We start from the raw sequence: 11,423 nt of genomic DNA, 5'->3' as shown, positions 1-11,423 counted from the left end.
GAGACAACGACACCGAGAAGCGTCTGCCCGACGACGACTGCAACAACCACGGCGGATCGGCGAGCTGGTACTTCCTGCCCCTGCTGCTGAACGGCCAGCGAACAAACGTTCCCGCCGTCGGCGACACCGCCCGAGGGGGGACCAGCACCCTCCCGGCCGGCAAGACCGCCAAGGGCGGGTTCACCTCGAAGGGCGCCACCGTCTCCAAGGGCGGGTTTGGCGGGTCCGGCTCCTACGGCGGGTTCGGCGGCTGATGGAACGCGTCGAGTTCGCCCCACGTCCCGACTGGGAACGCAAGATCCGCCAGACCGGCCTCATCTACTCCCACTCCACCCGCGAGGACGGCACCGCCGCCGAGTACTGGAACGACGGCGCCGCCTACTCGTTCACCCTCCCCGAAGTCGAAGCTCTCGAATCTCAGACCGAGCAGCTCCACCAGATGACCCTGGAAGCGGCCCGCTACATGGCCAGTGGAGAGATGGGAACCCTCGGCCTCACCGGCAAAGCTTTCGAGCTCGCGGCATGGTCGCTGAGCCAGAACGAACCGGACGTGTACGCCCGCTTCGACCTCGCCTACGCCGGCGACGGGAGCCCCGCCAAGATGCTCGAGTACAACGGTGACACCCCCACCGGGCTCATCGAAGCCTCCGTCACCCAGTGGTACTGGTACCGCGACCGCATCTCCGCCGGAGACATCCCCGAAGGCGCCGACCAGTGGAACGGCATCCACGAAGCCCTCGTCGAACGGTGGAAGACGCTCCTGCACGCATCGCTCCGCGAGCACAACGGCGGACGGCTGTTCGTCGCCCACTCCGACCTCGACACGTACGGGGAGGACTGGGACACCGTCGCCTACATGCGAGATGTCGCTGGGGAAGCGGGCTGGGAGCACACTGGCATCGAAATGAAGGACATCGGCTGGCACCACGGCGCGATGCAGTTTGTCGGCAACCCCGAACCCACCGGCTCCTCCCGCAGCATCAACAACTTCGACGGCCCCGAAGAGGGCACCCAGTACCCCGCCATCCGCAACATCTTCAAGCTGTACCCGTGGGAGGACATCCTCTCCGGCGACGACCGCGCCGACGGTGCCGTCGAGTTCGGCGACTACCTCCACAATCTCCGCGGCACCTTCGGCCACTGGTACGAACCGGCGTGGAAGATGTTCCTGTCCAACAAGCTCCTCCTCGTCGCCCTGTGGCGGCTGTACCCCGGCCACGAGAACCTCCTGCCGGCTTACGCAGACGGTCCCAACGGGATGCGCGACTTCGTCGTCAAACCCGTCTTCGGGCGTGAAGGGGACGGCATCAAGGTCCACCGCGCGAACGGCGCCATCGAGCACAACGGGTCCGAGTACCGTCGTGCCGGCACCGGCGGTGAGCGCGTCTGGCAGCAGTACCACGAGCTCCCCAACTTCGAAGGCTCCAACGGTAACAACCACCCCGTGCTGGGGTCCTGGGTCATCAACCAGGAGTCCTACGGAGTCGGCATCCGAGAGTCCGACGGGCCGATCACGGACTACTACTGCCGGTTCGCCCCGAACTTCATCACCAGCTGAGCGGCGGGCTCTCGCGCATAGGCGAGAGCATGAGCAGCCATAGCGGGACACCGTCAGCCGAGCAGCAGTTCGCCGCGGACACCGCCAACTTCAAAGTCACCGTCCTCCACGAGCACGGCGCCTACCGGCACCTGCGGTTCGGGGAGCCCGGCCGCCGGTGGGGGTCCACGGACATCCACACCTGGCCTGGTGGTGTCGCCACCAGCGGTGACATGGCCGACGGGTTCCTGTTCGAGCGCGGGATCGAGTTCTTCGCCGGCCGCCCGAACCTGAACTACTGGGCGGAGAAGCTCACCCGCGCCGGCCGCGTCCACGGGAACGTGAAGGAGTTCTCCGGCGCCGTCATGCGCGAGAACCTCCTCAGCCAGGCCGAGAACTATGGCCTCAGCGAAGAAGGTGAAGCCGCGTTCCGCGAAGACCTCGCCGAGCTCGCCGACAGCATCGAGGCGTACCACGCAGACGCTCACGCAGCGTACGACGCGATGGAGGGCCACCGGTTCAACTGGGCCAGCGCGGACGGGGCCGAGGATGCGCAGATCCAGCTGCAGGACATGTACGAGCTCGACGTGGAGGACTTCACCTTCATGTATCGGTGGGCGTGCCTGGCGCTCTCTGCCGTTGCCACAGCCCTCCGTGACGGCACGGACCGCGTCGTCCGACCCGCACCCGTAGCCCCGGCGCCGCAGCCGGCGCTCATCCACGAGTGCAACCGGTGCGGGTTCGAAGCCCCCGGCGTCCCCGGGGTGCCGTTCCGCGGCTGCCCCCGCTGCACCGTGACCGTCGAGGGAGCGCCGGCATGAGCGCGTACGACGTCATCGCCGGCCTCGTCGACGAGGAGACCGCAGCTCGCATCCACGCCGCGCTGAACGATGAGCACTACCTCCGCACGCGCCCGTGGCCGCCGATCCCTTACCCCGACGACCGTGCCCACCAGGCGCGATGGACCATCCAACGTGCGTTCACGAACGCGCGGTGGACCACCGGGGATGACCACGAGGGCTTCATCGCCGCCGCGGACGCGCTCCTGGCCGAAGGGTGGCAGCCGCCCGTGACGCTGAACGGCAAGCCCCGCGACGCCCTGTTCGAGGAGACCTACCGGGACCTGCAGCGCGAGCTCACCACCCCGCCGGAGGGCTGGTTCGTCTTCGGCACCCACATCGACATCCCCGGGCCGTTGGAGTTCTGGGGCAACGAAGCCGGCCTTCCCATCTGGGAGCGCCCCATCACCGAGGAGACCTCGTGACCGCCCCCGCCCGCCCCCGCCGCATCACCGTCGGCGTCGAAGACTCCGACCACTGGGCCCGCATCACCCACTATCCCGACGGGCGCACCCGCATCGCGCACCTTGAAGGCGTCGTCACCGTCGAGGCGATCGAGATCCCCACCGAGCTCCTCCCGGCCCTTGGGGCCGCCCTCCACGGCCTCGAGACCGAGACCGTCCAGTACCGAGCGGCCTACCCCGCCACCACGGAACCGGACGCCCGCACCGAAGCACGGGAGGGCACCCGCGACCAGTCCGAGTTCCTCGTCGGATACGTCAACGACCGGTTCGAGCAGCTCGGCGCACCCCGCGACGCCCGCCTGGAAACCAGGACCATCTACGCCACCGAGTGGCAGGCCGAGGACGCGCCGCGCACATAGTGGGCATGACCTCGTTCGAGTCCCAGCACCCCCGCATCAGCAACGGCACCTTCACCGACAAGGCCCAGTCCGCCCCTGAACTCACCCTCGGCGAGCAGACCACGTCCGCTCGCATCGTCGAGGTCCCCGTCCGCGGCCGGTGGACGGAGCGGAACGTCCTCCCCACCCCGCGTCACCGCACGCCCCGCGACGTGCAGCGCGACATCGACGTCACCGTCACCATCCCTGTCATCGCGAGCGACGAGGCTCCCGTGGGAATCACGCTCCCCGCCAACAGCTTCGGGCCAAACCAGAACGCCCGCGAGCTCCGTGTGCACGGCGGACAGCTTTACCAGGAGCTCACCGACCGTGACGGCACCCCGGTGCCCGCGGACCCCGACACGATCTTCTCCCGCATCTTCGACCGGTGGGGCCACGGGCGCCCACACCTCGACGGCGCGAACGCCTGGCAGGCCGAGGAGGCCGCTCAGACCCGGGTCGACGACCTCCTCGTCATCGACGGAACCGTCTGGGAGGAGACCTCCGAGCCGGTCTACAACGTCGGCACCTTCGGGTTCAACAACGGCACGTACGTCGGCATCGAGTCCGCCACACGGTACGCCGAAGCCGGCCACGCGATGCCGGAGTGGGTGTACCCCGCCGACCAGCGCGAGGAAGCGATCGCCGCCGCCATCGAGACCTCGCAGAAGCGCGGCGACCTCCACCCCTTCACCGGGCACGACGTTCCCACCATCGGCCTCACCGGCAACTTCCAGCCCGGCTCAACATTCGCCCCCGCACCCCGCATCAACTACGTCAGCCCGTGGGAAGCCGACAACACCCCCGGGGACCCGGAACGCGTCGCCCGCGAGCTGCTCGCGTTCCGCCAGCAGCTGCTCACCGTCCCCGGTGCCGTCATCGAGGTCGAGGACGGTTGGGGTGGGACCACGAAGACCGTCGACCCCTCCCAGCTGACCAGTCGTCAGGCCGAGGACTACAAGCGCTACACCGAGCTCGAGCAGCAGCGTCGGCTCACGGACCGCTGACCCAGGGGCATCAGACCACCGTCGCGTACGGCGCGACCGGGAGACCGGCGTCGAACCGGACGAACCACATGTCGATGTCGCCGGCGGGGCTCGAGTCGCCGTGGACGGCTTCCAGGACGTCAAGGTCCGTGAGACGGTCGCGGAGCACGTCGAAGAACTCATCCCGGACGTTTACGTCCTCATCCTCGATGAGTGACTCCGCGGTGTCGATGAGGTAATCCATCGCCAGCGCCTCAGCGACCGTGGCCGGGCCCTCCCAGCCGGCAGCGAGCTTGGTGGTCACCCCCGCCATCGTCGCCACGAACCGGCGGTAGAACAGCGGGGTGTACTCGCGCTCTGACCGCTCCGGAAGAGATCCCTCGAGCACCGTCCCAGAGCGGGGCTGGTGCGCGAGGTGGTCCCGCGACACAACCTCGAGGTCGTCGAAGAGGGAGTCCATGACCTCCCGGCACGCCGTGGCGAGCACCCCACACGCGACCGCCCACTCGAAGCCGAACGACGCGATACTCGCCGTGTCGACCTCCTCAGTGTCGTCGACGTCGAACGGCGGCGGACCCACGGATTCGATGACTTCACCCGCGCGGGCAAGGTAGGCGAGCGCCTCCTCGGTGACCCCGTACGCAGCCATCACCTCCTGCATGCTCTCGCCCTCGTGGCCGAGCGCGGAACGCAGCGCCTCCCGTGCGTCGAGGACCTCCTGCTCGTCGAGGTCGAACGCGTTCACGTCCTCGCCATCGTCGTGTATGTGGTCGGGGAGGTCCACCTCTACCTCGATCCCCATCTCAGTCAACCGCAGCGGCGAGCCCTCCGGAACGATCGCCTCGACGTCGAGCAGGTGCGCGATGGCGTGACGAAGGTCTTCGGTGATGTGCCCCCGGTGCGCGTCCGCTTCGGCCTCACCGTCCGGTACCGTCCGCATCGCCTGCGCGATGACCTCCAACCCGGAGTCGTACTCCAAGTGCAGGTGGAGGTTCGCGACGGCCTGAGTCGGGGTGGCAGAGGTCATGGCCTGGAGCCTACCGAGGCCCCACCGTCGCTGACAGTCGCTGACACTTCGCCCGGGCGTGTCCCCCAAACGGATGACTTGCCCCGGTCCGTCCCCGGGCATATGTTGCGGCCAACCGATGGGGGAGAACATGAGAAGAACCGTAGGGGCTATCGCCGCGACCTTGCTGACGGCGGCCTTGATCTTGCCGGCGCAGGGGGCATGGGCCGAAGAGGACGCAGATGCCGGTAGCGCGAGCGCTCCGATCGAAACGTCCGGGGGAGCAGGTGAAGAAGCTGTCGGGGACGGCGTAGGTACGGTGACACCGATGGCGGGCACTCCGGGCTACTACGTCTACAAGGTGGTGAACAAGACCTCCACCAAGAACGTCGTGAACTACGGTGACGAGATCGCGCGGTGCAGCGGATCCACCTCGGTGACGTGCACCATCTCGCGGAGCGCTGACGCGACCGTCCAGGTGTCCGCGTCGTTCGGGTTGACCAAGGGGTGGGTGTCGGGCCAGCTGGGCATTACTGCTGGGGCGACCGTGTCCACGGGTGTCAGCTGCAGCGCCGCGGTCAGCTCGATCAAGGCTCTCGTCGCCTACCCCTACACCACCCGTTACCGCTACCAGATTCAGAAGGTCGTCGGACCGACAGGGCATGTCGTCGACACCAGCGGTTACCTCTACGCGTTCAAGCCGAACAAGGCGAGCGCCTACTGCCGAATCGAGACGAAGTGACCCCACCTCGAGCGCTGGTGAGCGTGCTGACCGTTCTTGCGGTCAGCACGCTCGTCGGCTGCGCCGCCGAACCGGTCAGGGCGTCCGCAGGGTCGTACGTCGGGAGGACCGTTGCGGAGGCCATCAAGGCGGCACCAGAAGGTGACGCGGCCAACTCGTACGACCTGTCCACGGAGGTCTTGGACGAAGAGCCCACGATGGATGCGGCCACCGACGCTCCGAGCTCGTTCGAGGTTGTCGCTGCCTGCTATGACGGCGCGGAGCTTCACCTCGGAGTCATCCCGCTGACGGGCGTGACCAACGACATCCGGGAACGGGCACGGGCTGGCGAGTACGACAAGCTCGTCCCCGGGTGCAACTGACGTAGCCCACCGCGCATGGACTGGGTGACGAAAGGACCCGCCCATGTCGCTGCGCATCTGCGAGGAAGCGAACCTCCACCCCTCCCACCGGTGGGAGGAAGGCGAGTACACCCCGTTCTGCCCTGGCCGCTACGGTGCCGATTCCGGCGCGTGGCTCGCCGACCGGTCCCGGAAGAACCGGAAGCTGCGCGGCAAGGTCCACTTCTACCTGCCGGACGCAGAGAAGAGCGTCTGCGGGTACGGCTGGCGGGAGGCAGGGATGCTCCCATTCGACCGGGAGACCCGCGAGACCACTGAACCTGACCCTCGCTTCGGAGACGTGCAGTTTCGGACGCCGTGCGCGTACTGCTCCGATGCGACAGCCACATTCGTCGTCGCGGCTGAGGTGACCGTATAGAGCGAGAAGTGCAGCGCATAGGGCCCGCATGACCAACCGTTTCGCCGGGCCGCTCGCGATCGCCGCAGCCGCCTCCACTGTCCTCACCCTCCTCGTCGGCACGCAGGCCCGCCGGCCCGAACCGACCCCGCTCACCCCGGAAGAGAAGGCCGCCGAAGAGCGCCGCGTCGCTGACCTCAAGCGTGAGCAGGCGCTGAACGCGCTCGAGCGCAGCCATGCCCTCGTCACCGCGCGCGCTCGCCGCTTCTCCATTGCTGGATGGGTGTCCATCGCTCTGCCGTTCATCGGATGGGGTGTCGCAGGTCTCATCTTCGCGTTCAGCATCGCCCCGCTGGTCGTCCTGACCGGCATCCCCCTCGTCGTCGGCGTCGGCTTCCACATCGCCGCGGCATCCATCACTCGCAAGGAGACCAAGCGGTTCGCCGCTCAGGTCCAGGCGCTCCGCGCCTGACCCTCTCGCGCGGTGGTTGCACGCTAAGGCAACCACCGCGCATAGAGGTCATGTCCGGCACCCGCCGTAGGGTACCGGGCGACGCGCTCATAGCTCAGTGGCAGAGCGGGGGACTCTAACTCCCCGTCAGCGCGGGTTCGAGCCCCGCTGAGCGCACGCTGACCCTCGGACAACCGTCCGGCAGCAGAGAGAAGACACCGATGAGCACCGCAGACCTGTAGGGCACCTACCCCCACCTGACGGCAGAGCCCGCATCCACGGCTCACGAGGACAAGCTGTACCTCGTCACCAACCAGCAGCTGTCCTCCGGCTACCAGGCCGCGCAGATCGCGCACGTCGCCGCGGAGTTCGTCCTCGAACACCCCGACATCGCCTCCCGGTGGACGACCCTCTCCAACAGCCTCATCGTGCTGACCGCCCCGAACGTGGCGTCGCTGACCGAGCTGACGGAGAAAGCCCGCGCCCGCGGCATCGTCGTCACGGTCTTCCGTGAGCCCGATCTCGGCGACGAGATCACCGCAGTCGCGTTCGCGCCCAGCGACCAGACCCGCCGGCTCCTGTCGAACCTGCCATGCGCAGGCCGGGGAGTCACCACGGAGACCGAAGCCGCCGCGAAGGCACGTGAGGCACGCCTGCGGGAGATGGCGTTCGCGATGATGGACTGCGACCAGACGCCGGGGCAGAACGTCCTCCAGCATGGGCGGAGCGTCCGCGAGCACTACTTCGCGCTCGTCGACCACCTCCAGGGGCACGTGAACCTCGCCGAACACGGCAACTGGCGCATCCCGGCCTGGCTGGACGCCCACCGGAACGCGATCCTCCCCACGCTCCCGTCGCGCCACACGATGGGGACCTACCTGACCCTTCACGATGCCGGTAAACCCGCCGTTCTCGAGGTAGGGGAGGACGGACGCCGCCACTTCCCCGGCCACGCCGAATCCTCCGAGCGGGTCTACCGTGAGGCGTTCGCGGATGAGGCCGACGAGACCATCGCGTGGCTCATCGCCCACGACATGGACATCCACCTCCTCCGCGCCGACGGGATCCCCGCCTTCTGCGAACAGCCGCTCGCCATCGCGCAGCTGCTCGCCGGCCTCGCGGAGGTCACCTCCAACGCGGCCATGTTCGGCGGCATCGACAGCGACGGCTTCAAGATGAAGTTCAAGCGCCTCGACCAGCGCGGCCGCGCCATCTGCAAGCGCCTGTTCGGGGAGGTGTGAGCGTGGACCCGCGACACGATGAGCCCGGCGTCATCCGCCGGCGTCGCTACCCGAAGAAGGACACCGTCCGCCGGTACCGCCGGACGAACTACGTGTCGATGGACACCGACGTCACCCTCGCCGACCTCGTCTCGTGGGTGACCGCGAACGTTCACGGCGTCGCCCATGAGGAGATCACCGTGCACTACTCCACGCTCCGGTGGGAGGACGACGCGACCGAGGAGGAGAAGGACGCGTGGGATGCCGAACAGGCCGCGCAGGCCGTCCGCACCGAAAAGTGGGAACGGGAGCAGCTCGCCCGCCTCACCGAGAAGTACGGGGCACCCCCGGCATGACCCTGACGGAGTGCACGGGCGCCGCAGGGTATGCGGCGCCCGTGCACTCCGGAGGTTCACCCCAATGGCCAACCCCTTTCTCGTCCTCGGCGGCATCGCCGTCGGCATCATCACCGCCGCGTTCGGCGTGCTCGCCGTCCCCGGATGGGTAGCGGCCGCCCAGGACGCGTCAGCGACGAACGACCTCGCCTCCATCGCGATCGCGCAGAGCGCCACCTCCTCCAAGCTCGGCACTTACGCCCTCCTCACTGACCTCAGAAGCGGCTGGGTGAAGGGCGAGGGCACTGGCGTTCGCATCACCACCGCAGCACCCGCCATCCACGTCGCCTCCAACACCAAGGGAGATGTGTGGGCAGCGGTCGCGGTCTCCGACAGCGGCCACGTGCTCGTGCGCACCTCCGCCTCCCCGAACATCCTCCGCGGCGCCACGCCCCTCGCGGCAGCCGCGAGCACCCCGATCACGGGCGCCGTCGTGCCCGCGGGGCTCCCGACGGGTGTCACCCTGAGCGGCACCCGCGCCGTCCCGACCATCTCGGTGGAGGGAATGGGTGGCGGGTATATGGCGGAGAACGTCATCGTCGACCCATCATTCCTCGACCCATCGCGGTGGGAGCTCGCCGCCGGCTACGTGATCGTGCCAGAGGGTGCACACGGGGACGGGAACTCGCTCCGCGTCGACGCGAGCACTGCCCCTTCACGCCTTGTCACCCCCGCGACGCGAACCGGTAAGTACACGCCTGTGAAGCCGGGGGAGCGGTGGCAGGTGACCGGGCTCAGCAAGACGACCCCGGACTGGAACGGGACGACCGGATGGTCAAAGCTCCGCGTCCACTACAACGTCTCCACCTTCATCGAGGCGGCCGTCGTGGTTCGCTCCGACAACGACTGGCGCCGAATCAGTGCGAGCTTCACGATTCCCGCCGGTGTCACGGAGATCAGTATGGCTATCGCCGCCGACCACACCGCCGGAACCATCTGGTGGGACGACATCCGCCTCGAGAAGATCGGCGGCTGACCCGTGGCCAACCCGTTCCTCGTCCTCGGCGGCATCGCCGTCGGCATCATCACCGCCGCTTTCGGCGTGCTCGCCGTCCCCGGCTGGGTCGCAGCCGCGCAAGACGCGTCGGCCACGAACGACCTCGCGTCGATAGCACTGGCACAGAGCGCTGCCGCATCGTCGCGCGGCTCCTACACACTCCTGACGGAGCTCCGCACCGGATGGGCCGACGGGAAGGACGCCGGCACCCGTGTCACCACCGCCTCACCCGCCGTCCACGTCGCCGCGAACGCCAAGGGCGACAAGTGGGCAGCGGTCGCCATCTCCGACAGCGGGCACGTCCTCGTCCGCACCTGGGCGTCCCCGAACGTCCTGCGAGGCGCGACACCCCTCGCCGCGGCCGCGAGCACGCCGCTGAACGGCGCAGTCATCCCCACCGGCCTTCCCGCAGGTGTCGGGCTGAGCGGCACGCGGGCGACGCCGGTCATCTCCCTCTCAGGGGCCGGGGAGGGCATCATGCCCGAGAACGCGGTGATAGACCCCTCGTTCCTCGACGCTTCGGCATGGCCGTCGCGTGCGGGTCACACCATCGTTCCCGAGGGAGCGCACGGAGACGGCGCCTCCCTCCGGGTGACCAACGTCAGCTCCAGCGCGAACCGGATGCCCGTCCTCACCCGCACCGGCCTTACCACCCCCGTCGTGGCAGGCGACACGTGGCGAGTGTCAGGCCGGTACAAGACGACGGCGGACTGGAACGGCACCGGCGGGTGGGCGAAACTCCGTGCCTACGACGCATCCGGCGGCGCGAACGCGCCCCTCGGTGTCGCCTGGCCGAAGCAGTCCAACGGGGACTGGGAACTCGCCACTGCGGAGTTCACTATCCCCGCCGGGGTCGCTGCCATCGGACTCGACATCTGCAGCGACAACACCGTCGGCAGCATCTGGTGGGACGACATCCACCTCGAGAAGGTCTCAGGTTGACGGGAGCGCCGCGCATGGGTGCCGTGTGACCCAATCCACGTACGCGCCCTTCGACGTTCAAGACGCTGCCGAGGCGTTCTCCGCTGTGCCCCACGCCGTGGTTGAGCACGAGCACCACAGGGTGCTCGAGGAGGTCTACGTCCTTCGTGGCGTGTTCGCGTGGGCAGCGAAGGAGATCTCTCGCGCCCTGACTTACAAGGGGTTCTCCCGCCCCCGGCGCCCGTTCGGCGAGGCGCAGTCCCAGTACCTCCTCCGCGCTGCGTTGGGTGACGCCGCGAAGGTCCACTTCGAGCGGCAGTCCCATCACGTCGAAGCCGCCGCACGCCGCTTCGGTGTTCCCGTCGCCCTCCGCGACATCTACCCGGACTTCACCGGGGCGGGGACCATCGCCTCCACCACGCAGGCCCCCGACGACCACGCCGGCATCCGCCTTGCGTACTCGCTTCGGGAGATGCTCGACCTCCGCCAGCTCGCCGCCTACGAAGCCCGCGTCGCCGCCGCCCACGACATCCCCTCAGGGCCCAAGGGGGTCCGGAACATCCTCACCGAGGTGGAAGCGACCCTCCTCGCCGCATCCGAGATCACCGTCCGTGAGCAGCACGGCTCGGCCCACTCCGACCTCATCGAGTCCATCAACATCCCCGGCGCACTCCGCCAGGTGGATGCCACCGACACCCTCGCGTTGGGGAAGTGGCTGCTGACGCTTCGGGCGTAGACACGGCCGGCGCA

The 11,423-nt window shown here is 68.5% G+C and carries 16 protein-coding genes; 15 read left to right on the top strand and 1 reads right to left on the bottom strand.

Annotation, left to right across the window (positions count from 1 at the left end):
• The 6 genes from BLR68_RS17640 to BLR68_RS17615 form a co-directional block, all read left to right on the top strand.
• Positions 1-254: tRNA-dihydrouridine synthase (locus BLR68_RS17640; RefSeq protein ID WP_091362324.1), on the top strand; the 254-nt coding region annotated here is incomplete at its 5' end.
• Positions 254-1,558, top strand: a complete 1,305-nt coding sequence (locus tag BLR68_RS17635; RefSeq protein WP_018186285.1) for a glutathionylspermidine synthase family protein — start codon at positions 254-256, stop codon at positions 1,556-1,558. The genes BLR68_RS17640 and BLR68_RS17635, both read left to right, overlap by 1 nt.
• 29 nt (positions 1,559-1,587) lie before the next feature.
• The gene (locus BLR68_RS17630) at positions 1,588-2,358 is read left to right on the top strand and encodes a hypothetical protein (protein ID WP_018186286.1); all 771 of its coding nucleotides are present in this window, start codon (positions 1,588-1,590) and stop codon (positions 2,356-2,358) included.
• Positions 2,355-2,801 (top strand): hypothetical protein, encoded by a 447-nt coding sequence (locus BLR68_RS17625; protein ID WP_018186287.1) that lies wholly within the window; start codon positions 2,355-2,357, stop codon positions 2,799-2,801. The genes BLR68_RS17630 and BLR68_RS17625 overlap by 4 nt, the downstream gene beginning before the upstream one ends.
• The gene (locus BLR68_RS17620; RefSeq protein ID WP_018186288.1) at positions 2,798-3,199 is read left to right on the top strand and encodes a hypothetical protein; all 402 of its coding nucleotides are present in this window, start codon (positions 2,798-2,800) and stop codon (positions 3,197-3,199) included. Before BLR68_RS17625 ends, BLR68_RS17620 begins: the two co-directional genes overlap by 4 nt.
• Positions 3,200-3,204: 5 nt before the next feature.
• On the top strand, positions 3,205-4,224 hold the full coding sequence (locus BLR68_RS17615; RefSeq protein WP_143015841.1) for a hypothetical protein: 1,020 nt from the start codon (positions 3,205-3,207) through the stop codon (positions 4,222-4,224).
• A 10-nt stretch (positions 4,225-4,234) separates the two neighbouring features.
• On the opposite strand, the gene BLR68_RS17610 is transcribed toward BLR68_RS17615, so the two are convergent.
• A complete protein-coding gene (locus tag BLR68_RS17610; protein ID WP_018186290.1) occupies positions 4,235-5,230 on the bottom strand; it encodes a hypothetical protein in 996 nt (331 codons plus the stop codon).
• Between the two features lie 307 nt (positions 5,231-5,537).
• On the opposite strand from BLR68_RS17610, the gene BLR68_RS17605 reads away from it, so the two are divergent.
• The 9 genes from BLR68_RS17605 to BLR68_RS17565 all read left to right on the top strand — a co-directional run bounded on the left by BLR68_RS17605 (position 5,538) and on the right by BLR68_RS17565 (position 11,409).
• Positions 5,538-5,951: a hypothetical protein gene (locus BLR68_RS17605; RefSeq protein ID WP_018186291.1), complete on the top strand. Its 414-nt coding sequence runs from the start codon at positions 5,538-5,540 to the stop codon at positions 5,949-5,951.
• Complete coding sequence (locus BLR68_RS17600; RefSeq protein WP_143015840.1) at positions 5,948-6,313, top strand: hypothetical protein; 366 nt, start codon at positions 5,948-5,950, stop codon at positions 6,311-6,313. The genes BLR68_RS17605 and BLR68_RS17600 overlap by 4 nt, the downstream gene beginning before the upstream one ends.
• Positions 6,314-6,356: 43 nt before the next feature.
• Complete coding sequence (locus BLR68_RS17595) at positions 6,357-6,710, top strand: hypothetical protein (protein ID WP_018186293.1); 354 nt, start codon at positions 6,357-6,359, stop codon at positions 6,708-6,710.
• Between the two features lie 28 nt (positions 6,711-6,738).
• Positions 6,739-7,161 carry a hypothetical protein gene (locus BLR68_RS17590; RefSeq protein WP_018186294.1) on the top strand — a complete coding sequence of 141 codons (423 nt, stop codon included), beginning with the start codon at positions 6,739-6,741 and terminating at the stop codon, positions 7,159-7,161.
• 236 nt (positions 7,162-7,397) lie between these two features.
• Positions 7,398-8,381: a peptidyl-tRNA hydrolase gene (locus BLR68_RS17585; RefSeq protein WP_081626428.1), complete on the top strand. Its 984-nt coding sequence runs from the start codon at positions 7,398-7,400 to the stop codon at positions 8,379-8,381.
• Between the two features lie 2 nt (positions 8,382-8,383).
• Complete coding sequence (locus tag BLR68_RS17580) at positions 8,384-8,716, top strand: hypothetical protein (RefSeq protein ID WP_026302808.1); 333 nt, start codon at positions 8,384-8,386, stop codon at positions 8,714-8,716.
• A 64-nt stretch (positions 8,717-8,780) separates the two neighbouring features.
• Entirely contained in the window at positions 8,781-9,731 is a 951-nt protein-coding gene (locus BLR68_RS17575) for a hypothetical protein (RefSeq protein ID WP_018186297.1), read from the top strand.
• 3 nt (positions 9,732-9,734) lie between these two features.
• Positions 9,735-10,694 (top strand): hypothetical protein, encoded by a 960-nt coding sequence (locus BLR68_RS17570; RefSeq protein WP_018186298.1) that lies wholly within the window; start codon positions 9,735-9,737, stop codon positions 10,692-10,694.
• Positions 10,695-10,719: 25 nt separating this feature from the next.
• A complete protein-coding gene (locus BLR68_RS17565) occupies positions 10,720-11,409 on the top strand; it encodes a hypothetical protein (RefSeq protein WP_018186299.1) in 690 nt (229 codons plus the stop codon).
• Positions 11,410-11,423: the final 14 nt, after the last annotated feature.

Origin of the sequence: Microbacterium sp. 77mftsu3.1, from assembly GCF_900100525.1 — a bacterium.
In the GTDB taxonomy this organism is placed as follows: Bacteria; Actinomycetota; Actinomycetes; order Actinomycetales; family Microbacteriaceae; genus Microbacterium; species Microbacterium aquilitoris.
This window is presented reverse-complemented; position numbering and strand designations above follow the sequence as displayed.